The 22,751-nt window shown below is 48.5% G+C and carries 22 protein-coding genes; 6 read left to right on the top strand and 16 right to left on the bottom strand.

Annotated features, from left to right (window positions below):
• Positions 1-53 precede the first annotated feature (53 nt).
• The 4 genes from ffh to RBI05_RS05085 form a co-directional block, all read right to left on the bottom strand.
• A complete protein-coding gene (gene ffh / locus RBI05_RS05100) occupies positions 54-1,436 on the bottom strand; it encodes a signal recognition particle protein (RefSeq protein WP_150457195.1) in 1,383 nt (460 codons plus the stop codon).
• Between the two features lie 20 nt (positions 1,437-1,456).
• Positions 1,457-1,813 (bottom strand): putative DNA-binding protein, encoded by a 357-nt coding sequence (locus tag RBI05_RS05095; protein ID WP_150457194.1) that lies wholly within the window; start codon positions 1,811-1,813, stop codon positions 1,457-1,459.
• A 191-nt stretch (positions 1,814-2,004) separates the two neighbouring features.
• Complete coding sequence (trhA, locus tag RBI05_RS05090) at positions 2,005-2,652, bottom strand: PAQR family membrane homeostasis protein TrhA (protein ID WP_310550324.1); 648 nt, start codon at positions 2,650-2,652, stop codon at positions 2,005-2,007.
• An 85-nt stretch (positions 2,653-2,737) separates the two neighbouring features.
• Positions 2,738-4,267 carry a carboxypeptidase M32 gene (locus tag RBI05_RS05085; RefSeq protein ID WP_310550323.1) on the bottom strand — a complete coding sequence of 510 codons (1,530 nt, stop codon included), beginning with the start codon at positions 4,265-4,267 and terminating at the stop codon, positions 2,738-2,740.
• A 108-nt stretch (positions 4,268-4,375) separates the two neighbouring features.
• On the opposite strand from RBI05_RS05085, the gene RBI05_RS05080 reads away from it, so the two are divergent.
• Positions 4,376-4,786 carry an iron-sulfur cluster biosynthesis family protein gene (locus RBI05_RS05080; protein ID WP_223879783.1) on the top strand — a complete coding sequence of 137 codons (411 nt, stop codon included), beginning with the start codon at positions 4,376-4,378 and terminating at the stop codon, positions 4,784-4,786.
• Positions 4,783-5,349, top strand: coding sequence for a beta-class carbonic anhydrase (locus RBI05_RS05075; protein WP_150457191.1), 567 nt, complete (start codon positions 4,783-4,785; stop codon positions 5,347-5,349). The genes RBI05_RS05080 and RBI05_RS05075 overlap by 4 nt, the downstream gene beginning before the upstream one ends.
• A 59-nt stretch (positions 5,350-5,408) precedes the next feature.
• Here RBI05_RS05075 and RBI05_RS05070 read toward each other — a convergent pair whose 3' ends face one another.
• Complete coding sequence (locus tag RBI05_RS05070; RefSeq protein WP_310550322.1) at positions 5,409-6,038, bottom strand: NUDIX hydrolase; 630 nt, start codon at positions 6,036-6,038, stop codon at positions 5,409-5,411.
• 190 nt (positions 6,039-6,228) lie between these two features.
• On the opposite strand from RBI05_RS05070, the gene RBI05_RS05065 reads away from it, so the two are divergent.
• Together RBI05_RS05065 and RBI05_RS05060 are read left to right on the top strand one after the other, a co-directional pair.
• On the top strand, positions 6,229-6,669 hold the full coding sequence (locus RBI05_RS05065) for a hypothetical protein (protein WP_310550321.1): 441 nt from the start codon (positions 6,229-6,231) through the stop codon (positions 6,667-6,669).
• Entirely contained in the window at positions 6,669-6,956 is a 288-nt protein-coding gene (locus RBI05_RS05060; protein WP_150457188.1) for a YxcD family protein, read from the top strand. Before RBI05_RS05065 ends, RBI05_RS05060 begins: the two co-directional genes overlap by 1 nt.
• Before the next feature lie 127 nt (positions 6,957-7,083).
• On the opposite strand, the gene RBI05_RS05055 is transcribed toward RBI05_RS05060, so the two are convergent.
• Entirely contained in the window at positions 7,084-7,446 is a 363-nt protein-coding gene (locus RBI05_RS05055; protein WP_310550320.1) for a hypothetical protein, read from the bottom strand.
• Positions 7,447-7,681: 235 nt separating this feature from the next.
• Here RBI05_RS05055 and RBI05_RS05050 point away from each other — a divergent pair, with 235 nt between their 5' ends.
• Positions 7,682-9,163, top strand: a complete 1,482-nt coding sequence (locus RBI05_RS05050; RefSeq protein WP_310550494.1) for a glycoside hydrolase family 5 protein — start codon at positions 7,682-7,684, stop codon at positions 9,161-9,163.
• A 187-nt stretch (positions 9,164-9,350) separates the two neighbouring features.
• Here RBI05_RS05050 and RBI05_RS05045 read toward each other — a convergent pair whose 3' ends face one another.
• From RBI05_RS05045 to RBI05_RS05005, 10 genes are all read right to left on the bottom strand, one after another.
• Positions 9,351-11,264 carry a thioredoxin domain-containing protein gene (locus tag RBI05_RS05045; protein WP_310550319.1) on the bottom strand — a complete coding sequence of 638 codons (1,914 nt, stop codon included), beginning with the start codon at positions 11,262-11,264 and terminating at the stop codon, positions 9,351-9,353.
• Positions 11,265-11,301: 37 nt separating this feature from the next.
• Positions 11,302-11,463 (bottom strand): DUF255 domain-containing protein, encoded by a 162-nt coding sequence (locus RBI05_RS05040; RefSeq protein WP_310550318.1) that lies wholly within the window; start codon positions 11,461-11,463, stop codon positions 11,302-11,304.
• Between the two features lie 131 nt (positions 11,464-11,594).
• The gene (locus RBI05_RS05035; RefSeq protein WP_150457186.1) at positions 11,595-15,599 is read right to left on the bottom strand and encodes a hypothetical protein; all 4,005 of its coding nucleotides are present in this window, start codon (positions 15,597-15,599) and stop codon (positions 11,595-11,597) included.
• A 763-nt stretch (positions 15,600-16,362) separates the two neighbouring features.
• Positions 16,363-16,725, bottom strand: a complete 363-nt coding sequence (locus RBI05_RS05030; RefSeq protein WP_150457185.1) for a hypothetical protein — start codon at positions 16,723-16,725, stop codon at positions 16,363-16,365.
• Between the two features lie 432 nt (positions 16,726-17,157).
• Positions 17,158-17,448, bottom strand: a complete 291-nt coding sequence (locus RBI05_RS05025) for a hypothetical protein (RefSeq protein ID WP_150457184.1) — start codon at positions 17,446-17,448, stop codon at positions 17,158-17,160.
• An 18-nt stretch (positions 17,449-17,466) separates the two neighbouring features.
• Positions 17,467-17,949, bottom strand: a complete 483-nt coding sequence (locus RBI05_RS05020; protein ID WP_150457183.1) for a hypothetical protein — start codon at positions 17,947-17,949, stop codon at positions 17,467-17,469.
• Between the two features lie 167 nt (positions 17,950-18,116).
• Positions 18,117-19,505, bottom strand: a complete 1,389-nt coding sequence (locus tag RBI05_RS05015; RefSeq protein ID WP_150457182.1) for a hypothetical protein — start codon at positions 19,503-19,505, stop codon at positions 18,117-18,119.
• A gap of 257 nt (positions 19,506-19,762) precedes the next feature.
• Positions 19,763-19,924 carry a DUF255 domain-containing protein gene (locus tag RBI05_RS05010; protein ID WP_074108930.1) on the bottom strand — a complete coding sequence of 54 codons (162 nt, stop codon included), beginning with the start codon at positions 19,922-19,924 and terminating at the stop codon, positions 19,763-19,765.
• 94 nt (positions 19,925-20,018) lie between these two features.
• Positions 20,019-20,231: a DUF3139 domain-containing protein gene (locus RBI05_RS19290; RefSeq protein ID WP_191089483.1), complete on the bottom strand. Its 213-nt coding sequence runs from the start codon at positions 20,229-20,231 to the stop codon at positions 20,019-20,021.
• An 88-nt stretch (positions 20,232-20,319) separates the two neighbouring features.
• Positions 20,320-21,465 carry a PTS transporter subunit EIIC gene (locus tag RBI05_RS05005; protein ID WP_310550317.1) on the bottom strand — a complete coding sequence of 382 codons (1,146 nt, stop codon included), beginning with the start codon at positions 21,463-21,465 and terminating at the stop codon, positions 20,320-20,322.
• A 211-nt stretch (positions 21,466-21,676) separates the two neighbouring features.
• On the opposite strand from RBI05_RS05005, the gene RBI05_RS05000 reads away from it, so the two are divergent.
• Positions 21,677-22,660 (top strand): aldo/keto reductase, encoded by a 984-nt coding sequence (locus tag RBI05_RS05000; protein ID WP_310550316.1) that lies wholly within the window; start codon positions 21,677-21,679, stop codon positions 22,658-22,660.
• Positions 22,661-22,751: the final 91 nt, after the last annotated feature.

The following is a 22,751-nucleotide window of genomic DNA, read 5'->3' as shown; positions in this document are numbered from 1 at the left end:
TAAAGAATTAACTTCTTATTGAATTTCCATACTGTGCAGGCGTCAAGCCCGCATCAGCGGAACGGAAACTTCATGCCTTTGCCGCCCAGCGCTTTCAGCTGCTTCATGGCGTTCTTCTTGGACTTACCGCCGCCGCCCATCATGCCCGAGAACTGCTTCATCATCTTCCGCATCTCGTCGAACTGCTTGATCAGCCGGTTGACCTCGGCGACCGAGGTCCCGCTGCCGGCGGCAATCCGCTTGCGGCGGTTATGATTGATGATCTCCGGCTGGCTCTTCTCCGCCTTCGTCATCGACTTCACAATGGCTTCCACACGGCCCATCTGCTTGTCGTCGACCTTAAGGTCCTGCATTCCCTTGGCGCCTGACATGCCGGGAAGCATCCCCAGAATCTGATCCAGCGGCCCGAGCTTCTTGACCTGGTCCATCTGCTCCAGAAAATCGTCGAAGGTGAACTCTGCGGTGCGCATCTTGCGCTCCATTTCCTTCGCCTTGTCGGCGTCGATATTGGCCTGCGCCTTCTCGATCAGCGACAGCATATCGCCCATGCCGAGAATCCGGGACGCCATCCGCTCGGGATGGAACGGTTCCAGCGCATCCAGCTTCTCGCCGAGCGCCGCGAACTTGATCGGACAGCCTGTTACCGCCTTGACCGACAGCGCCGCGCCGCCGCGCGTATCGTTGTCCAGCTTGGTCAGAACAACACCGGTGAGCTGCAGCTGCTTGTTGAAGCTGTCCGCCACATTGACGGCGTCCTGACCGGTCATGGCATCGACCACCAGCAGAACTTCATCCGGCTTCACCGTCTCGTGGATCTCTTTCAGTTCCTCCATGAGCGCTTCGTCGATGTGCAGACGGCCGGCGGTATCGATAATCACATAGTCCAGACCGTTGTCCTTGGCATGCTGAACGCCTTGGCGGGCTATCTCCACCGGGCTTACCTGGTCGCCCAGGCTGAACACCGGGGCCTTGAGCTGTTCGCCCAATACCTGAAGCTGCTTGATTGCAGCCGGGCGATAGATGTCGCCTGCCACGAGGAGCGGCTTGTGTCCGCCCTTCTGAAGCAGCTTGGCGAGCTTGCCCGAGGTCGTCGTCTTGCCGGCGCCCTGCAGGCCCGCCATCATAATGATGGTCGGAGCTTTGTTCGCCTTGGCCAGCTTCGACTGGCTGCCGCCCATCAGCTCCGTCAATTCCTTATTGACGATATCAATAATGACCATGCCCGGCGTGAAGCTGTTCATGACTTCCTGGCCGATCGCTTTTTCCTTAACCTTCGCTACAAAATCCTTGACGACTTTGAAGTTGACGTCGGCCTCCAGCAGCGCCAGCCGTACCTCGCGCATCGCCTCGTTGACATCGTCTTCGGTCACCTTGCCCTTGCCGCGAAGCTTGCTGAATACACTTTGCAGTCTTCCGGTCAATCCCTCGAACGCCATAGGCTGCTTCTCCCTTCACGCTATTCCAGACTTCGCAATTGATTGATCAGACGCATGAGCCGTTCTTGATCCGGCTGCGCCAGGCCGGCTTCCGCCGTGAAGCCCTTCAGCTCGTCCAGAACCCGGACGCGGGTCTCGTGCTTGCCGAGCAGCCCCAGCTTATCTTCATAATTCTCCAGCACCACTTCGGCGCGCTTGATATGCTCGTATACCGCCTGTCGGCTGATGTCGAATTCGGCGGCAATCTCTCCCAGGGAGAAATCATCGTGGAAATAATATTTAAGGAACGTCTGCTGCTTGTCGGTCAGCAGAGGCTCGTAGAACGCAAAAAGCAGATTGATGCGGGTGGTCTTCTCCAACCGGTTACCCTGACTCATCAAGGGCACTCCCTTCGTCAAGGAAAAACACTTTACAGCTTTTCAACGCTCCTAATAATACCGAAAACAAAGAAAGATGTCAAGCACTATTCCTTGTCATCTGAATCGGGGTTCTTACAAACAAAGCCTCAGCCATGTCTGGTCATGGCCAAGGCTTGAATTCCGTTCGGGCGCGCTTGTCGCAGCTTGGTTCAGCGAATGGGCAGCAGGTACAGCAGAACCGCGAAGAAATGCGTCACGCTGCCGAGCAGGACAAACACATGCCAGACGGCATGGTGGAACGGAAATCCGCGCCACACGTAGAAGATCGTGCCGAGCGTGTATAACAGGCCGCCCGCCATCAGCAGCGCCATGCCTCCGTCCGCGACAACCAGGCTCAGCGGATGCCAGGCAATGACAATCAGCCAGCCCATCGCCAGATAGAAGATGGTGGACATGAACAGGAACCTCTTGGTGAAGAACGCTTTGAAGGCGACGCCGAAGAAGGCGATTCCCCAGATAATTCCGAACAGGCTCCAGCCGAGCGTTCCCCGGATGGCGACCAGCAGGAACGGCGTATAGGTCCCGGCAATGAACAGATAGATGGAAGAGTGGTCGAAGAACTCGAACAGATCCTTGACCTTGCCTTCCTTCAGGCTGTGAACGACGGTTGAATTCAAATACAGCAGCAGCATGGTGGTCCCGTAGATGGAGAAGCTGACCACATGCCAGGCCGTGCCCCGAAGACTCGCAAAGACGACAAGGAGAGCCAGTCCGGCAATGCTGAGCACGGCTCCGATGCCGTGTGTGATCGCGTTGACGACTTCTTCCTTGCGTGTGTAAGTATGCGTATTGGCCATGGGCACAATCCCTCCTCTTGCCTTTTTCTTTCTATTATATCCCTCCCGCTGCCCCGGCGCCACCCGCCAGGGAGCGGCCCGGCTTCTACTCGGAAGCCTCCAGGTGATAAATCTCCCGGTACTTGGCTTCCAAATAATCGGCCAGATAATCCGGATTCAGCGGCTCGCCGGTCACGCGTTCGATAATTTCGGAAGGCGTCTCGCTCATGCCGTATACATAGATCTTCTCCTTGAGCCAGTCCCGGATCGGAAGCAGGTTGCCCGCAGCAATCAGCTCTTCGAAGTCCGGCAGCTCCCGGCGGAGCGTATTCATCATCTGCGCCGCATACATATTGCCGAGCGAATACGAAGCAAAATAGCCGAAGTCCCCGCCCGACCAGTGCACATCCTGCAGCACGCCCAGCGCATGGCTTGGAGGCGTAATGCCGAGGTATTCCTGATATTTGGCGTTCCATACGGCAGGCAGGTCCTGGACGGACAGCCCTTCGTTGAAGATCTGCTTCTCGATCTCATAGCGGATAATGATATGCAGGTTATAGGTGACCTCGTCCGCTTCCGTCCGGATCAGCGAATTCTCGACCTTGTTCACGGCCAGGTAAAATTCCTCCGGCGTCACCCGGGCGAGCTGCTCGGGGAAATGCTGCTGGAGCTTCCCGAAATGCCGCTCCCAGAAAGGAAGGCTGCGGCCGATCATATTCTCCCAGAGCCGCGACTGCGATTCATGGATGCCCATGGAAGCCCCCTGCGCGAGCGGCGTGCCGACGAGCTCCTGCGCGATATTTTGCTCATACAGGGCATGACCGCCTTCGTGCAGCGCGCTGAAGATCGAGCTAATCAGATTGTCGGCCAGATAATGGTTCGTAATCCGCACATCTCCCGGGTTCAGTCCGGTCGCGAACGGGTGGACGCTCTCGTCGGCCCGGCCCGCTTCAAAGTCGAAGCCGATCTGCTCCAGCAGATATACGCCGAATTTCTCCTGCTGCTCCTTGTCGAACAGCCCGTCCAGGAAATCCGTCTTCGGCTTATTGGCCGAGGAAGCGATCCGCTGAACCAGCGGAACCAGCCGGCTGCGCAGACGTCCGAACACCTCGTCCACCTTGGTTGTCGTAAGCCCCGGCTCATACATGTCCAGAAGCGTGTCATACCGCGTGTTCTTGACGCCCCAGTAATCAATGAACTCCTGCTTGAAGGCCACGATCTGCTGCAAAAAAGGCTCGAACGACGCATAGTCGTCATTCGCTTTCGCCTCTTCCCATGCCGTCTCCGACTGCATGGCCAGAACCGTATACGCCTCGTACCGCTCGGGAGGCAGACTGCGGCTGCGTTCATACTCCTTGCGGCAGTCCTCTACGATCTTGCGCTGCACCTTCGTCAGCGTCGCCGAGGACGCCGGACGGCTGAACAGCTCCGTATAGCGGCCCATTTCGTCCGACGTCTCCAGCCGGAACAGCTCGCCCGCAAGCGTCCCGATGGTCCGCGCCCGCACGTCCGCACCTTTGCGCGGCGCCCCTGTCCGCAAATCCCACTGCAGGAGACCGATCGCCTCGCGGTATCCGCTGATTTTGGCCAGCAGACCGCTGAACAGCTCCCATTCCCGTTCCAAATGCTGTTCCAATAGATACCCTCCGTTCTTCGCTTGAAATGCTCAACCCTCTTGATGATACTTTTTTGAGAACGTATAATCAACATTTAAGAATGACTAAACAGACAAGGCGAAGGGAGCGTGAGAGCAGTGAAGCTGAAGGCGACACCGCGTGCCGAAGAGAAACTGAAGGCCCTGCTGAAAGACCGCCCGGGCACGTTCAAGCTCTACTACGATACTGGCGCAGGGTGCGGCTGCGACGGCATCAGCGTCCTGCGGCTGCTGAAGGAGCCGGAACCGGGCGATATTTCCGTCGAAGCGGGAAATCTTCCGCTGGTCATAACGGCCGAGCATGAGCTGTTCTATGAGTCCGAGCTGCGGCTGGACGCAGATGAACATGCGCCGATTTTCCGATTGAGCAGCGATTCCCAGATCTACAGTTCCAATATGCGTGTCCGCGACGAGCGCGATTTGCCACCGGCCAGTCCGCCGCCCGCCGCCGTCTGTGAACTTCATTCCTCATCCAATACGTCGGGAGGCAACCTACAGTGACCCAGATTTCCCAAATCCTCGAACACAACAAGAAATTCGTCGAAGAAAAAGCCTACGAGTCTTATCTGACCAGCCGCTTTCCGAACAAGAAAATGCTGATTATCACCTGTATGGACACCCGGCTGGTCGAGCTTCTCCCCAAAGCCATGAACTTCAAGAACGGGGATGTCAAGGTCATCAAGAATGCCGGCGCGATCATCTCCCAGCCGTTCGGAAGCGTCATGCGCAGCGTCATGGTGGCGCTGTACGAACTGAACGCGGATGAAGTTGTAGTCGTCGGTCACCATGAATGCGGAATGGCTTCCCTGAACGCCGAGCAGATGATCGGCCACATGAAGGAGCGCGGCATATCCGAGGAAGTATTCTCCACGCTGGAGAATTCCGGAATCAAGCTCACCAAGTGGCTGCGCGGGTTTGACACCATTCAAGAGGGGGTAATTCAAACTGTGGAGCTAATTAAGCGCCATCCATTACTCCCCCCCAACGTGCCGATTCACGGTATGGTCATGGACCCTGCTACCGGGGCTCTGGAGCTGGTCGTGGACGGGTACGGAAGCAATTGACATCTCTCTGATACTGCTGTTGCTGTTTGCGCGGACCCTGGGTCCGCGCCTTTTTTTGGTCAGAGCTTCCCGATTCCCTGGAACAACAGCCGGTAATATTCCGCCGAATTGGGCGTGAAGTCTTCGGGACGCACCACTCTTCGTTCCGGACGCAGAACGCCTGACGCTTCGTCCGCCAGTACCCCCCGAATGTCCAGGCTCTCCCGCTCCCCTCTCAGCAGACTCGTTATATCCTCCACCCCTATGAAGAATAGGCCCGAGATTTCCTCCTTCTGAAAATCATAGCTCTCGACAGCCCGGTCGCTGACATACAGATAGACATGGCTGAATTCGCGGTCGATCAGCCCCGGACCCGGCAGACTCTCTTCCGCTATCGTGCCGCACAGCAGAAGGTCCTCGAAGGCAACGTCCAGCCCCAGTTCCTCCCGAAGCTCCCGGACGCCATCCTTCGGCTCTTCCCCGGCCAGCAGATGGCCTGCGCAGGAAATATCGAGCAGCCCTCCGAACGTATCCTTGGAGGGATGGCGGAGCTGAAAGAGCAGGCTGCCGCCGGCGCCCAGGCCTGGATTCAGTACCCAGCAGTGAAAGGTTCGATGCCACAGACCCAGCGAATGGGCGCGCTCCCGGGTATCTTCCCCGATTACCCTCCCCTGAACATCCAGAATATCCAAGCGTTCTTGACTCGCCATGAGGTACCTCTCCTTCTATGAATATCGTGTGCTCTACTTCTTCTATTGAGTCATACCTGCCCCGGAAAGTCCATTCCGATGTTCCGGCCGTCATAATTTTTTATTTTAAAATTGAAACCAATTCCCGGCTTGTCCGTATTACCTCCTAAGCACATCATTCTACACACCAACAGGAGGATGCACCCCGTTCATGAAACACACGAAACGAGTATTGATGATTATGATGGCGTTTACGCTGTTCTTCGCGACCAGCGTTCACGATTTGGCGGATGCCCGCAAGGGCGGCGGCTTCAAGTCGGGCGTGCGCAGTTACCAGACGACGCCGAAGAAATCGACGCAGAGCGGAGTAAGCAAGAGCGACAGCTCCAGCTCCAAGTCCGGAACCGCCGCAGCCCAGACGAAGAAGCGCGGATTCTTCAGCGGCGGCAGTCTGATGAAGGGCATTATGATCGGCGGCATCGCCGGCCTGCTGTTCGGCGGAATGTTCGCGAACATGGGCGCTTTTGGCAGCTTCCTGGGCCTGATGGTCAACATGCTCGCTCTGTATCTGGTCGTCGTGCTGGTTCTCTCCTTCTTCCGCCGCAGACGGGAACGCCGCCGCTATGAAGCGCAGAGAGAAGGCCGTTACTGATGAACGGGCTCGTTCTCTCCATGGATGAGATTATCAATGCGGTCTGTCTTCACATGGCCAGCCGCAAAGGCGTCCGTCCTTCCGAGGTTCAAGTCGAGCTCAGCTGGGACGAGGATACGGGTTATACCGCAGAGGTATGGGTCCAGGGAAGAAGCCAGTATCTTGTGGAAGCCAATCTGATGGAAGCGATTCTCCGTTATCTGGAGACGGAATACGGCATTCGCGCCTATCGCGAAGAAGTCCGGCTCGAGCTGGACGAAGAGATTATCGCCGTTGTACGCCGCTAAGTCCCCCCGGGTCTCCCCCGCCCGGCGGAGCGCAGCGCGTACCGCCAAGAATCGAACCGTACACAGCAACAGGCAGGAGCCGAGCGGCTCCTGCCTGTTGCGTCGTTCGGGCAAGCAAAATGCTGCTCTATATCAGAGAGATGGCCAGCAGACTGTAGAGAACGAGCGGCAGAACCGCGCTCCCCGGATTGACTGGCGGAGGCGGCGGAGGCGGTGCATACGGCGGATAGGGCGGCCGGGGAGGCGGAAAGAACGCCCGCGCAGTCGCCGGAACAGGAGCGGCGGGAACGGTCAGGTAGAGATGACTGCTGTCGTAGCCGCTCAGCACCCCTTCATGCAGCGTTCCGTCCATGGTCTGTACCCGGAGTCTGCGGTTCAGGCAGGGCTTCAGGTTCGTATGGATCGTATCGCGGACCTTGCGAACATGGTGGACAACCGCCGGATCGGCCTGATAGATCAGGGTCGGCTGCTGTCCGGGATAGGTCGACATAGGCTTCAACCTTTCATCGGATGGATTTTGCCACAGTATATGCATTCGCCCAGAAGGAAGTTACGCCGCTTCCAACCACAAAATGTTCCAACAAATCCGTCCTATAAATCGCAACATTCTCCATTTAAAGAGACAAGACCGTTATACCCGTTCTGTTGGAGCCTATGTTACCTTGTAAGCGTAACCAAAAAATTTGACGAAGAGGTGGTAGTTCTTGAAGATTCGAAAGTGGTCGATGGCATTGGCCGCATTGGTGATGGCGTTCTCGGTTGCGGGATTCTCCCCGTCCAAGGCGCACGCAGCCAGCGGGTTTTATGTAAGCGGAACCAAATTGATTGATTCTACCGGCAAAACATTCGTAATGCGCGGAGCGAACCACGCCCACAACTGGTACAAGGATCAACTCGGCACGGCGATCGCCGCCATTGCCAAGACCGGAGCCAACACAGTCCGTATCGTCCTGTCGGACGGAGCCAAGTGGTCCTATGACGACGTCAATACGGTTAAGAATATTATCAGCCTGTGCGAACAGAACAAGCTGATTGCCGTTCTTGAAGTCCACGACGCCACGGGCAGCGACAATGTCTCGGATCTCAACGCTGCCGTCAACTACTGGATCGCGATCAAGAGCGCCCTGATCGGCAAGGAAGACCGCGTCATCATCAACATTGCCAACGAATGGTACGGCACTTGGGACGGCGCCAACTGGGCCAGCGGCTACAAGCAGGCCATTCCGAAACTCCGCAGCGCCGGTCTGAACCATACGCTCATTGTCGATGCAGCCGGCTGGGGCCAGTATCCCGCCTCCATCATGAATTACGGAACGGAAGTTCTGAACGCCGATCCGAACAAGAATACGATGTTCTCGATTCATATGTATGAATATGCGGGCGGCAACGCCTCCACCGTTAAGTCCAATATCGACGGCGTGCTCAACAAGAACCTCGCGCTGATTATCGGCGAATTCGGCGGGCAGCATACGAACGGTGATGTCGATGAAGCTACGATTATGAGTTATTCCCGGGAGAAATCGGTCGGTTGGCTCGCCTGGTCGTGGAAGGGCAACAGCAGCGACCTGGCCTACCTGGATATGGCCAATGACTGGGCCGGCGGCTCGCTGACCTCTTTTGGTAACACCGTAGTCAACGGCAGCAATGGCATTAAGGCGACTAGCGTTCTGAGCGGCGTCTTCGGCGGATCGGGCTCGGGCAGCGGTTCGGGGTCCGGTTCGGGCAGCGGAAGCGGCTCCGGCTCCGGCACTTCAACCACCCTGTATGATTTTGAATCCGGAACGCAGAGCTGGGCCGGGCGAAGCGTATCGGGCGGACCCTGGACGACCACCGAGTGGAAATCCTCCGGCTCCAACGCGCTGAAAGCCGATGTAAGCCTCTCCGCCAACTCGACCCATTCGCTGTACCTGAGCGCCGGCCAGAACTTCTCCGGCAAGAGCACGCTGACTGCTGTAGTCAAGCATGCCTCCTGGGGAACCATCGGCAGCGGTATCAAGGCCAAGCTGTATGTGAAGACCGGCTCGGGTTGGACCTGGTATGACAGCGGAGCCGTGGCGATCAACGCCAGCTCCGGCACCACGCTGTCGCTGTCGCTGGGCAGCATTCCCAATCTCTCGGATGTGAAGGAGATCGGCGTCGAGTTCCAGGCGTCTTCCAACAGCAGCGGCCAGTCGGCCGTCTATGTCGACAACGTGGCGGTAAAATAAAAGGTAGACCGGCTGCACCTGTAAGGGGCGCAGCACAAACAAAGGGACCGATCACTCGGTCCCTTTTGCTGTGCGATGGGCCTCGCCCTCATCGCGGCGAAGCTGACGTTTTGCGTTGTGGCTTCCGGTTATGGCTTCCGGATCCCCTCTTCCAGTCATCCCCCTCCGGCGGTCTTCCGGCTTCGCCTTACTTGCCGGCCAGCAGCTCCTGCACCGCTTCCAGGCTGGTGACCGGTGCCCGGCAGGCAAAATCCCGGCACAGATAGGCGGTCGCGGCTCCGCTAATGGCCGGCTTGTCTGCCAGATGCGGCAGCAGCCGGTCAATCGGCTCGTCCGCCCCTTCCCAGCGGACGACCAGGACGGCGTCCGGCTGGTACGCCCGGCGGACATGCGCCAGCATGCTGTGCAGGACCGGATCGTCCTTCTTGCCCGTCAGCACCCATTCCCGGCCTCCGCGGACCATCGCCAGCAGGGCCTGCAAATACAGAGAGAAGCCCGCCGGATACTCTGCCGCATCCAGCCTGATTACCTTGGCCGTACGTTCGGCCTCCGCCTTCAGCGCAGCATCCTGCGTCACCGCCGCCAACTTCCACAGCGTCAGCGCGGCCACCGAATTGCCCGACGGCAGCGCTCCGTCATACAATTCCTTGGTTCGCACCGGCAGCGCCTCGCCGTCCGAACCGGCGAAGAAGAAACCTCCGCCTTCCTCGTCGCGGAACAGCGCCAGCAGCCCGTCCTTGAGCGCCAGCGCGCGTTCCAGATGCAGCGCGTCGCCCGTCGCTTCGTACAGCTCCAGCAGTCCGCGCATCAGGAAGGCGTAATCGTCGATATAGGCCGGATACGCTGCTTCGCCGTCGCGGTAACGGGCCAGCAGGCGCCCGTCCTCTCGGCGCAGCTTCGTCCAGATGAATTCGGCGGCGCGGGCAGCCGCTCCGGCGTACTCGGGCTTGTCCAGCGCTTTCGCGCCTTTGGCCAGCGCCGCAATCATCAGACCGTTCCAGGCGGTCAGCACCTTGTCGTCCTTCAGCGGGTGAACCCGCTCCTCCCGGTAGGCGAACAGCTTCTCCCGCCATTCACCGATCCGGGTGCGCAGTCCCAGCGGGTTAAGGCCAAGCTCCTCCGCCCTTTCTTCCGGCAAGCCGTCCAGCAGATTCGGAATGCTCCGTCCTTCAAAATTGCCGCCCGGTTCGATCCCGAACACCCGGCAGAAGAAATGCATGTCTTCCAGGCCCAGAACATCCTCCAGTTCTTCCCGCGTGAACACGTAGAACCGGCCTTCTTCTCCTTCCGAATCTGCATCCTCCGCGGAATAGAAAGCGCCGCCGGGCGACGTCATATCGCGCAGCACGTAAGTGAAGATTTGCTCGGCGATTTCAGCATACAGCGGCTTGCCGGTTAGCTGATGCGCCTCCAGATACGCATAGGCGAGCAGCGCGTTATCGTAGAGCATTTTCTCAAAATGGGGAACGAGCCAGCGCTGATCCGTGGAATACCGGGCGAACCCGTAGCCGATGTGGTCGTAAATTCCGCCCTGATACATGCCGAGCAGCGTCTTCTCCGCCATGTCCAGCGCTTCCGGCTCGTCGTACGCCCGGCTGTAGGCCATCAGAAAGGACAGTTGATGCGGCGAAGGGAACTTCGGCGCGCCGCCGAAGCCGCCCCACCGGGGATCGAACGTGCTTTTGAACTGGCGGTACGCCTGATGCAGCAGTTCTTCGGACGTTCCTTCTCCGCCGCCTTCGCCCGCCTCCGTCCGGCTGCCCGCATTCACCCGCTGAAGCTCGCCGATCAGCTCATCGGCATACTGCGCCATAGCGGCGCCGTTCTCCTGCCATTTGGTCCGGATCTGCTCCAGCAGGTCCATCAGCCCCATGCGTCCGAACATTTTGCGTTTCGGAAAATACGTCCCGGCATAGAACGGCTTCCGGTCGGGCGTCAGCAGCACCGTCAAAGGCCAGCCTCCCGAACCGGTCAGCGCCTGGCACACCGACATGTACAGCGCGTCGATGTCCGGCCGCTCTTCGCGGTCCACCTTGATCGCCACATAATGGTCATTCAGCAGCGCAGCGACTTCCTCATCCTCGAAGCTCTCCCGTTCCATGACATGGCACCAGTGACATGTACTTGTGAATCAACAACTAGCTATACCCAACAGATAAGAAAACAGGCTTATTGTCGCGCTTGGCGATTTCAAAAGCCTCTTCCGACCAAGGGAACCAGTTCACCGGGTTATGTGCATGTTGCAGCAGATACGGCGACTTTTCCTTGGCTAATCTATTGGGTACTTTGTGAGTTGTCATGGGGCATCACCTCTTTTCACTTGGATTTGGGTAAAGTATTGCTTAGGGTTAGTTTACCCAGAATGATGGGGGAAGGCTCATGAACGAAAGTGATTTTTACTCGATGACTAACCACGCCCACTTATTTTTGATTATTCAATGTGTTTCAGGTATGGTGTTACTAAAATCATCGCTGTTGCTGCTTCTTGTAATATTTCAGATATATCATCAATTTTTTGCGCCGAACTAATGTGTTCTACTATGATGTCCAAATCACTCAAACCATTAATTATAATACTTAATAATTCTAGCACTTCAGGCTCCTTATAATCGCTTAATGCAGTAATATTTTGTATGAAATCACCATTGAAATCTCCGAAGATTTTTGCAATTTCTATCAATAGCGTATTTAAATAAGCAGAAAACCCTACGCTTATACCATGTTGGTGATCCACAATTTCATCTATGGCCTGATTATACTGTAAAATAATTAGCCTTAATCTTCCCACATTTGCAATAGCATCTCTCCATTCTGTAAATGGTGCAATATCTAAACCAAATAAAGAGTATAACTCTAAAGGAATTTCTACTGGAGACATTGGAGACGATGGATCTCCATACATATCAACAACTCGATGCATTGGCACGTCAAAACCGCTTAATATCGGAAGTCCTTTATACAAGGGTACGAAAACGATTTTGGGCCAATGTGTTTCTAATATCCATCTTGAACTGTTTAATTTCACAGCAGTGATCCAAGATTTATGAAGTTTACCACAAAGCAATTTATATTGTTCTTCAATTGTATTTGTCTCAGATATAAAATCTTCATATAATACAAATTTCACTCCGCTATTCCCTTCCATTTCCTGATTAATCACCGAAATTTTTGGTCCTAAAGATACTATCGCTTCCTCAAATTTATTAAATATAAAAGATTCTGATTTTTTATACGTTTGTTTAGCGTTGTACGATAAAATAAAACCTCTAGGTTTTTGATTTAAAACACTTTCCCAGACATTCAGAGCTGTTATCATTCCCTCAATTTCTTCATCAGCAAAAATAGAGTAGTTATGATCAACATATGCTTTAAATAATGTCCTGAACTCTTTTTGCACTGATGACAGTGCCTTAGATGATTCATATATATTTTTCAGCGATAAGTCTGACTTTATTTCCTCATTTTTAATTCGGGAAACTAATACATCTTCAAACTGGTTAAAAAAGTTATGAAGACCAGAGATCATATCTCTTAAAGATCTCCTGAAATTTTTATAAGGCTGAATAGATATATTGATAAACTGTGGCATCGAATCTGATGCATGACTTTCACTGTGTAAACCATAGGGATCAAGAATGGTTTTGGGTAGAAGATAATCTTTTTGAAGAGATTTTTTCAACAATTCTATCTTCGTCATAGTTCTTTTGGCTTTTACATTATCCCAATAACGTTTTTTATATAGATTATCAACCAAATATATAAACTCACGTAAAGTTTCTGTAATTAGCCTACGAAGAACATAAACTTCATCTAAATAATTTATCCAGTTATTGGGGCGATGCGTTAGTTCAATACGTGAGATAAGCCATGAGTTTACTTCGGTAATCCATCGATCAGGACGATGCTCTTTTGTAATTTTTTTTTCAAAGTCAAAGGGTTTGATACCTAAGTCACTTAATAAATCTACACCTATTAATTTTACTGAAATTGTTTCTTTCTCTGGATACAAGCGACTCAGAAGATCAACCATATTCATAGTCCAATAGTGATTCAAGTTCTCCTGCTTTTCAACTTCATTATTTTGTTTAAAATACGGTGGGACAAAGCGACATTGAACATCAGACTCAGCTATGTTCAAAAATAGTATATTATAATGCTGAATTAATCTTTCACGTAAAACGAATTCACTCATAGTATACAGTTCTAAAAATCCCTGTTTATAAAAGCCCAGAGCTGCATCAATTTTACTTTCTACATTTCCGTCTTTCATTAAAGATAGTATTTCTTGATTTGAAAAATTCATTATAATTTTTTTCTTTCGTAACGCAGCCCAAAATAATGTGTATCCAAGATTAGACCATTCAAGGTCACTGGATGGAAGTCCTTGCGGAATCGACGATAGTTCTAACCATCTATCAGTTATTGAATATGAAATTGTGAAGCTAAGAAGGGATTTTTTAATTTCTTCAAGGTACGGAAGGATCTGAGCATTAAATTGAACAAGCCCTGCGGCTGCAAATTCTCCAGGTAATATTTCCCCTGTAATATCCATTGGTGCAAATGGCAACCATCCTGCTCCTCTTTCAGCAACAATACGCTCAAATGCCTCCCTGTTCTGTACAACATATTGTTTGACATCAAGCCAGAGCATAGTGTTTAAAATTCTACCATATGCAACCCAATCATCATAATGTATTCTTGCAATATCACTGATTACTCTGCTATCAATTTCATTATTCGTAAAATAATGAAGAAGAAGCATTTGTGGAAACAGATTTTCTATACAAGTTAAGCTTTGTAATAACAAATCTTTTTCTTTAAATACCATACGATTTTGAAGAATTGAATAAATTATATCTGCTCTTAGAGAATGCAACGATTCAATATAGTTTCCATCCAAAGAACTACGAATTAAATATTCATCACTTAGTCGTTTCAAAGCGGCTATAGCATTTGTACATTTCACTGCTTGTATAGCTTTGTCAAACAATATGCAACCATCTAGTTTCCCAACATAACAGACAAGAAGTAAAAGATTCAACCATGTATCATCAACACTTTCATCAATTAAACGATCTATTTGAGTACTCAACCGTTGCTTCAAACTCTCATTATTGTTAAGAAGATATACAAATTCAAGCAATGGCCCTTCATGACCAAACTGCTGCCAAGCTTCTTCGAAGGTTCGAAATGAGGCATGAGGATTATGCATTATTATTTTATAATATATATTCATTGCTTCCTCTTCGGAGAGTGTTAATTCGATCAACTCAAAAGCTACCTCGTTCATGTCTACATTTGACTGTTTGAAGTCTTCTTCACGAATTGATATAATAACAGGCAATTTAACCCCTCTTACTTGAAGCTCTCGAATTAACCAAGTCCAGTGTATTTGTCCCGGATTGACATCAATATATAAAATAATATTAGTTGAATGATTAGATAGTCCCAATATCGCTTTTACTAGATTTTCAGCTTGTCCTTGTGTTTGAATTTGTCTTACACAAAACACAAGTTCTTCAGCATAGTTTTTAATCAAATATTTATAACATAACGAAGTTTTCCCTTGTCCAGAAGCCCCCTTAATAATTGCTGCTTTATTTTCAGCAAGCGCAGCTTCAATTTTTTCCAGCCAGTTTGTTCGTTCGAAATCCAGTGAAAAGCGTATATGAGCAGGATGAGCAGATATACCTTGTTCATATTCTGACTTCATCTCTTCATAACTTGTATAATTCTCAATATCGGACAACCTTATAAGAGAACTTCCATATTCTCTGAAATATCCATCTATTGCAGCCATATCACGACCAATTTTATGTATCTTTTCTTGCCAGATTGATTTTGAAGTATGTCCTTTAGCTTTTGAAAGATCTGAAACATACTGGATCAGTAAATCCTGCATAATAGTAGGAGCAATCATTGTTGGTATATAGCCTTTAATTTGTTCTGCTATTTTAAGTTGAAGAGCTTCTTTATCAACTTTTTCAAATACCATTCTCTCTGTAATCCATTCAGCTTCTTCTAACAATAAATTATGGTTTTTCACAAGTTTATCCTTAATACTCTCTAAAGAAGTAGTGACTCCATTAATAAAACCATTAAGTTCATCTCCTAATTCTCCAAAATGTACAACCTTTGCAATTAACCTCTTCGATTCTGACTTTCGCAAACTTAACACTCTTCGAAAGAAACCCTCATTTTTCAGTGAGGCACTAGTAGAAGCAAGACTTGATATACTTAAATCAGAACCTAAGTCTTTAATTTGTACTACCTCAGATACTTCACCATCACTTTTAATCAGTAAATCTTCAAGCTGTTCTGGATAATACTCTAGTGAGTCTATATCCTCAACTATTCGCGTAGCAATATATAAAGTTTGGGAAGAATAGCCTTTCCATGAGGCTTGTGCTCCTAAATCAGATTTGGTGAATGGCATTATTTTGTGCCTCCTAAGTTTTTTTCAATTTATAATTTCACTAAAATATCGGATAACTGATGAATTAAATCCCTCACTTTTTATCAACAGATGTTCAAAATAACTTTACAACTACTCTTCTAACCTAAGCTTCATAAGAACTCATTTAGAACATTGTCCGATGATTGGATATTGAGCTTGCGTAATAAATGGGAAGAAAAACTTTTTACGCTTAGTCAGTTCATGTCTGAGGCCTACTTGGAGTCAGAGGAATTAAGTAAAGCCATTGAATATATGGAATGGGCGGTTCACTTTCAACCAGATAATGAAGAGATGTTGAAGCGAATTGGGGATTTGTATTTGAGGTATAGTAAATTAGAGCAGTTATAATGAACTAAGTAATTGAGGTAAAAAAGTATCATCTGAAGGATTGTAAAACTCCCACTCCTATAGTTGTGGGAGTTAATTTATGTAAAAGATCTAATTCACTTTCCTAAAATCGAGACGTTAGTTCGCAGCGTGAATATTTTGTTATTGGAAGTGATAATATCCTTTAAATTCAGTTAAACATTTTCCCTGATAAAAGGAATAATGCTATCTTAAAACAGTATATTACAAAAACTCGTTAATAATGAGTGGCATGAAAATTTCATCACGGTTCTCCTCTAAGCTTGTTCCTAGCTCGCACCTTATATTCACATAATATCTCATATCAACCAATCTAACTTGAGTTATTGAATCTGTTACTGGTTCTATAAGTTTAAAGAAGGCTTCATCTGGAATTTTACCCTTCATAGTTCAAAAACGTATTAAGATTAAAATCAAAAGAAACACAGTAATCATCTTCTTGTTTAATGGTGGTTGCAAATGTATACAAATCATTATTTAATTTTGTTAGAGATATAACAGGAACTTGTAAAAAATGAAGTCCTTTAAAAGATTCAAATCCTAATCTTTTTAAATGCAAGCCAAAGTCTTTATCTAATTTATTATACTTATCACAATTACTTAACAGTTGATCAGGAGATAAAAGTCGCTTTAAATCTGCCCAATAAAATGGCAAATGTTCCATTTTAAAATGTATTAGAGGTTTATATTCACTAACATGATATAAAACAAATTCGGTCCCTTTGCTTCCAGTATCCAACTTGGTCGACTGTCAATTTCCATTATATAGTCGGGAATAATATTAATTTTTTTTTGCTTCCAATCGAAACAAATGGATGAGTTAAACTGCGACTTCTAATTATCTTATTACTTCCATACGAATTATATCCAAGTGACTTAATAATAGGAAAAATAATTTCTTTACGAACTGAATCTTTTCCAAATTCAGCATCATTGAGTACTTCATAGTTAAAGTATTTAGTGGCTTGAAGACTTCTTCCTTATCCATAATTTTTCCACCTTTAATTCATTTTATTTGAAGCATCAGTTTTAATATGCACAATAATTTCCGATAACGTTCCCGTATTCACGACCAGGCGCATACCCGCAGCGTGAATATTATGTTAAATGATGTTGCTAGCTTCTACTAATCTCCCAAAACGCTTTGTTTATATTTTATTAAGCTTATCACTTAATCGATTCCTCTCACATTAATTATGTTTTCCCAAGAAATTGTATACGAAGATTTCATGTATGCGTATTCTTCTTTATTGTTATTGTAAAAGAAGTCATTCCATAATCTATATAATGCTTTTTCAACAAGCCATTTTTTATGCTTTATATTTTCATAAAATGTGAACCATTCGAAATTCTCGAATTTTTCTTCATATTCTAAAACAAAAGCTTTAGTATCTCTCGTCCAATATTTCTCAAGATTTTTTTTACTTGCTTCTGAAACATTCAATAAAAATTCCGGCCTCATATGAACAATCCCGCCATATTATTTATCACCTTCCATTGAAAAAAAAGATGATATTTGACTATCATAAAAGAGCTTATGAGCGACACTGTTTATTTTTTCTTCTAGTGAATCTCTATCGATAAAATTCTCTCTTTTGTAACTTACATCAAAAACTTCTGTACCTAGTTTCATAGTTTTCGAAACTATATCAAATTCAATTCCATGTTCTGCAAGAAATTTTTTCAATGGTGTCGGCAAACTTAAAACCAGTTTCAAATCCATTAGGCCATAGGTTTTAATAGATTCAAGCTCATCCGAAGAAGTTGTGACATGAGATGCAATATAGGTTAAGTTATGTATTTCTATCTCGTTTAAATCGATCTTATGCTCTCGGCAGAAGTCATCAACATCGATTCCATCACTATTCAACAATATATATTCCGTTAAGATACGGTTATTAACTTCTAACCAATCAATCAAAAATTTCTTTGCATCATCAACAGTCCTTAAATCAAACCTCATATTGATTCACCTACTCCTTATAAGTAATTTCAAAAATCATTTTTCATTCAGCAATTTCAGCTAACGTTCCTGTATTCACGACTCAACATATGCTGAAAGTCCGGCGAATGTCGGACCCAAGAGGTATGCCCCCAGCGTAAATATTTTGTTAGATGACGTAATTATATTTACTGCTTTAAATAACTTAGATACCAAACAGGTGGAACATTCATTTTTTCTAAATAGCTATAAATATCTCTTTTATTAGACCAAGCATACCATCTATTTTGAACTATCAAATCTATGTTCTTTATAGCTCTATTTTGAATTTCCTCATCCTTCGAGTCACTTAAGACCACAGATATATCAAATAAATCATTGGCAGTAGACTCATTCAATGTACAATTTATAAAAAAACTTTTTAGAGCAATCTCAATTTGATCTATTTTGAACTTTTTGGGGTTACTTACATAGTGTTTGAAAATTGACCTCCATGTGATATGATACTGATTTGGTTCATTAATACTTTCAGAATTCAATTCTGGAAATTCTGTAACATCTTTTAAGAATTTTTCTAGCAATTTATCAGGCGGCATTAAATCCTCGTCTACTTCTTCCCATTCTTTTTTCCAACATTCAATCTCTAAATAACAGGCAATCAATCTTGCCGTAAGAAAATTCAAGGAATCTAATATCTCGGATGAATCATTAGACATGAAAAAAAATGGCGGTAAAGGCCAAGATAATTTGTCTTGGTACGTAAATCTACCATGAGCAATAGCATTTCTTGTTTTTATGACAGAGTCTATAAAATATTCAACAAAGGGATTCAGCATATTAAATTTGTTTAGAACAAATTTAATTTTATGTGATAATGCCAAGTCTCTACCAATCAAAAGTTCAGTAAAGACTTTCTTCACTGAATTGACCTGTGACTGAAGTTGATTTTCATTGAAGAAGAAATTTTGTTTATAAAATTCTTCAACATACTTCTCTATATTTTTTTCTAGATCAATTCGTAAGCCTTTCGAATAGATTTCGCAAATTAATTCTATTATATGAAAATAATTGAGAATCGCTTCATCATGATAGAGGTTTGCATCAACGCTTTCATTTACTAAATAATTGGCTTTCCTCCAACGATCTAATAAAGAAACGATAACCTCTTCATCAGATTCTAATTTCTCTAGTACAGACTTTAATTGCTGCGTGTAATCTTCATCTTCAATAATTAATTTTAAAGCTTTCTCTTCAATTGAAGTATTTGGTCTTAATGTGTCTTTCCCTGTTGTTTTATGGTAAACCGTTAATGGAATCCCTACAAAAAAAGAAACAACTCCAAGTACAGTAAGTATATTTGCTCTGTTGTATCTATTACTTTCATTTATTCCTTCGTGATCTTCAATACGAGTAATGCAATTTAATTTAAATTCTCTTGCTTGAGAAACACCATTAGCTTTACCAACCTTTGTAAGGTCATCAGTACTAAAAAAAGTTATATTTTTATATTTGAAGAAGACTTCAATATTGGTGAATTCATAAGCATAAGTATTCTGACTAAAAATTATTTTCCCCATATCAATCCCCCTTTATGTCATCTAACGTATTATTGACAAAGTTCGTCAATCTACAGAATACAAATAAATAAACGAACTATCGAGACTCAAATTGCCTATAGACTATGCTCTTATTATACAATGAAATGGAAAAATATTACGACCACTGATCCTATACTTACAAACAAAAAACTCCCGCCAAAACATCTGCAGAACCTTCATAAAAAAATTGATTCACACGAACATCTCACCAGTGACATGTACTTGTGAATCAACAACTAGCTATACCCAATAGATAAGAAGACAGGCTTGTTGTCGCGCTTCGCGACTTCAAAAGCTTCTTCAGACCAAGGGAACCAATTCACCGGGTTATGGGCATGTTGCAGCAGATATGGTGACTTTTCCTTGGCTAATCTATTGGGTACTTTGTGAGTTGTCATGGGGCATCACCTCTTTTCAAGTAGTTGGGGTAAAGCGTTGCTTAGGGTTAGTTTACCCAAATTGGCTGGGGAGGGCGCAGGAAGTTGAAATGAACTAATAAACTTCTATTTGTGTCCAATCTCCGATTCCCCGGTCTGTAAATAAATAGGTTGTATCAGGATCGTCCGCAAATTTCACATAAACAGGATACTGCGGCATTTTACTATACGTTGCTTCAATACTTACAATATCTGAATCACTATATCCTTGTTCTTTAACTAAATATCTTTTCAGGTCACTCTCTAGGGAATGAAATTTAAACTGCAAATAGGCGTAAATTCCCCCACCGCACAGTAAAAAAACGGCTGAATAAGGACCACTCCCTATTCAGCCGCTTCACGCCAGCTAACTCTATTTAGACCTTCCGGCTTTCTTCCGTTATCGCGGGCGCGGAAGCCGTCTCCGGCAGCGGTCCCAGCTTTAACATCAGGGTCGTTGCCAGTGCGATCACGAATCCGACCAGACAGGCGAAGGCAAAACCGCCGAACCCGTCGCCCAGATAGGCTGGAAGCGTTGCGAGCCCCGGAAAAGCAAACGAGATCGCCTCCGAGCCGAATCCGCCGACCAGGCCTCCCCCGATGGCGCCCGCGCAGCAGACGACAATCATCGGCTTGCGCAGAGGCAGGTTCACCCCGAACATGGCAGGTTCGGTAACGCCGAAAAGGGCCGAGATGGAAGCCGACAACGACAAGGTCTTGAATTTCGGGTCCTTGCACTTCAGGAAGACAGCCAGCGCCGCTCCACCCTGGGCGAAGACGGCCGGTCCCATCAAGGCCAGAATCGTGTCCGAGCCATAGAGATTGATGTTATTGATCGCCAGCGGAACCAGGCTCCACTGAAGCCCGAAGATGACCATTGGCTGAATGATCCCTCCGAGCGCAATTCCCGCGCCCACCGGGCTGAGATCATAGACGTACCGGTATGCATCGGCCAGCGCATCGCCGGCAGCCATGCCCATCGGACCGAAGAACAGCAGGGTCGCCGAAGCCACCACGAGAATGGAAATGAGCGGCGTAAAGAAGCTGCGGATGACTTCCGGCAGAATGCGGTTGCAGAGCCGTTCGACGTAGACCAGCAGTCCGACCGCCATAATGATCGGAATCGCGCTGGCCGGATAATTGGCCGGCTGTATGTTCATGCCAAGAAACGGGACAGTGTGGTCATTCCCCAATAGCGCCGTCAGGCTCGGATGCAGCAGCACCCCGCCTATGACGACGGCGGTGTACGGGTTGGCGCCGAACTTCCGCGCCGAGGTGTAGGCCAGCAGCAGCGGAAGATAATAGAACAGGCTGTCCGCCATCGCGTTCAGCACAATGTAAGTTCCGTCTGTCTTGGAGAGAATCTCCATCGCCGCCGCTCCGGCCACCAGCCCCTTCATAATGCCCGCCGCGCTCAGAATGTTGACAATCGGCAGGAAAATGCCCGATATTCCGTCGATCAGAATTTGAATCAGGTTTCGTCCGGATGTGCGCTGCGGTGCAGCTTGCTGATTGATAATCATAACCCCCTGTTAGCTTCCCGTCAGCAGCAGGGCTGCTCCGGCTTCGCTTTTGTCGTCTACTATAGCATAAGCGGCAGGGAAGGAGAACTGGGTGCCGCTGCCCCTGTCCCCTTGCCGTCGCCGCCATTTTCTTCTCTTATGATAGCGTGTTCATAACGAGTTTGCTACAATACTCTCGAATGGACATTTGACTAACTTAGGAGGATGGCAGATGAATCAACGTCCGCTTGGAAGAACCGGTCTTACCGTCAGTGAAGTCAGCTTCGGCACTTGGGCAATCGGAGGGTCCTGGGGACAGACCGACGACGCCGAATCGCTTCGCGCTCTCGACAAAGCCATGGAAGAAGGCGTCAATTTCTTCGATACCGCCGACGTCTACGGCGACGGCAAGAGCGAGCGCCTGCTCGCCCGCGCCACCAAAGGCAAGGAAGACCGGATTCACATTGCCACCAAGTTCTGCCGCCAAGGCGATATTTCCGATCCGCAGACCTACTCCGAGCAGCGGGTCCGCCAGTGGTGCGAAGACAGTCTGAAGCGTCTGGAGCGCGAGACGCTCGACCTGTACCAGATTCATTGTCCGCCGCTGGAGATTCTGAAGCGCGGCGAAGTGTTCGAGGTGCTGGACAAGCTTCAGCGCGAAGGCAAGATTCGAGCTTACGGCGTCAGCGTCGAGACCGTGGAAGAAGGGCTCTTCTGTCTGGAACAGCCCGGCGTTCAGGCGCTGCAGATCATCTTCAACCTGTTCCGGCAAAAACCGATCGCCGAGCTTCTTCCCCGCGCCGCCGCGCAGGGAGTCGGTCTGCTCGTGCGGCTGCCGCTCGCAAGCGGACTCTTGACCGGCAAATTCACCTCGGATACCCGCTTCGAGCAGCAGGATCACCGCAGCTTCAACCGCAACGGCGAAGCGTTCAACGTTGGCGAGACCTTCGCCGGCCTCCCGTTCGAGAAAGGGGTCGAACTGGCGTCGAAGCTGTCCTGGATTGCGGAAGGACGCGGGAATATGACGCGCGCTTCGCTCCGCTGGCTGCTGGACTTCCCCGAGATTACCTGCGTCATTCCGGGATTCCGGAATGTCCGCCAGGTGGAGGACAACCTCGGCGTACGGGAAGCCGGGCCGTTCAGCGCGGAGGAGCACGCCCGGCTCCGCGCCTTCTACAACGAGCAGGTGCAGGAGCATATCCGCGGCGCCTACTGACAGATTGAATCCGGCCTGGCCGTAGGCGTGAGCCGGACCTACTCCGATCAACGCAAGAGGCGATTCCCTGCAAGCGAGGGAATCGCCTCTT

The sequence above is a fragment of the Paenibacillus glufosinatiresistens genome, assembly GCF_031470375.1.
GTDB lineage: Bacteria > Bacillota > Bacilli > Paenibacillales > Paenibacillaceae > Paenibacillus_AQ > Paenibacillus_AQ glufosinatiresistens.
Note: the sequence above shows the minus strand (reverse complement) of the source record. Positions and strands in the feature narration are given on the sequence as shown.

Bases quoted from the DNA above. Each gene is read 5' to 3' on its own strand.
- RBI05_RS05010 (WP_074108930.1), bottom strand. From the start codon at position 19,924: ATGACAACTCACAAAGTACCCAATAGATTAGCCAAGGAAAAGTCACCA.
- RBI05_RS05055 (WP_310550320.1), bottom strand. From the start codon at position 7,446: ATGTCGACCTATCCCGGACAGCAGCCGACCCTGATCTATCAGGCCGAT.
- RBI05_RS05025 (WP_150457184.1), bottom strand. From the start codon at position 17,448: ATGAGGCCGGAATTTTTATTGAATGTTTCAGAAGCAAGTAAAAAAAAT.
- RBI05_RS05040 (WP_310550318.1), bottom strand. From the start codon at position 11,463: ATGACAACTCACAAAGTACCCAATAGATTAGCCAAGGAAAAGTCGCCG.
- RBI05_RS05015 (WP_150457182.1), bottom strand. From the start codon at position 19,505: ATGGGGAAAATAATTTTTAGTCAGAATACTTATGCTTATGAATTCACC.
- RBI05_RS05070 (WP_310550322.1), bottom strand. From the start codon at position 6,038: ATGGCGAGTCAAGAACGCTTGGATATTCTGGATGTTCAGGGGAGGGTA.
- RBI05_RS05035 (WP_150457186.1), bottom strand. From the start codon at position 15,599: ATGCCATTCACCAAATCTGATTTAGGAGCACAAGCCTCATGGAAAGGC.
- RBI05_RS05050 (WP_310550494.1), top strand. From the start codon at position 7,682: ATGGCATTGGCCGCATTGGTGATGGCGTTCTCGGTTGCGGGATTCTCC.
- trhA (WP_310550324.1), bottom strand. From the start codon at position 2,652: ATGGCCAATACGCATACTTACACACGCAAGGAAGAAGTCGTCAACGCG.
- RBI05_RS05020 (WP_150457183.1), bottom strand. From the start codon at position 17,949: ATGAGGTTTGATTTAAGGACTGTTGATGATGCAAAGAAATTTTTGATT.
- RBI05_RS05060 (WP_150457188.1), top strand. From the start codon at position 6,669: ATGAACGGGCTCGTTCTCTCCATGGATGAGATTATCAATGCGGTCTGT.
- ffh (WP_150457195.1), bottom strand. From the start codon at position 1,436: ATGGCGTTCGAGGGATTGACCGGAAGACTGCAAAGTGTATTCAGCAAG.
- RBI05_RS05005 (WP_310550317.1), bottom strand. From the start codon at position 21,465: ATGATTATCAATCAGCAAGCTGCACCGCAGCGCACATCCGGACGAAAC.
- RBI05_RS05045 (WP_310550319.1), bottom strand. From the start codon at position 11,264: ATGGAACGGGAGAGCTTCGAGGATGAGGAAGTCGCTGCGCTGCTGAAT.
- RBI05_RS05065 (WP_310550321.1), top strand. From the start codon at position 6,229: ATGAAACACACGAAACGAGTATTGATGATTATGATGGCGTTTACGCTG.
- RBI05_RS05000 (WP_310550316.1), top strand. From the start codon at position 21,677: ATGAATCAACGTCCGCTTGGAAGAACCGGTCTTACCGTCAGTGAAGTC.
- RBI05_RS05095 (WP_150457194.1), bottom strand. From the start codon at position 1,813: ATGAGTCAGGGTAACCGGTTGGAGAAGACCACCCGCATCAATCTGCTT.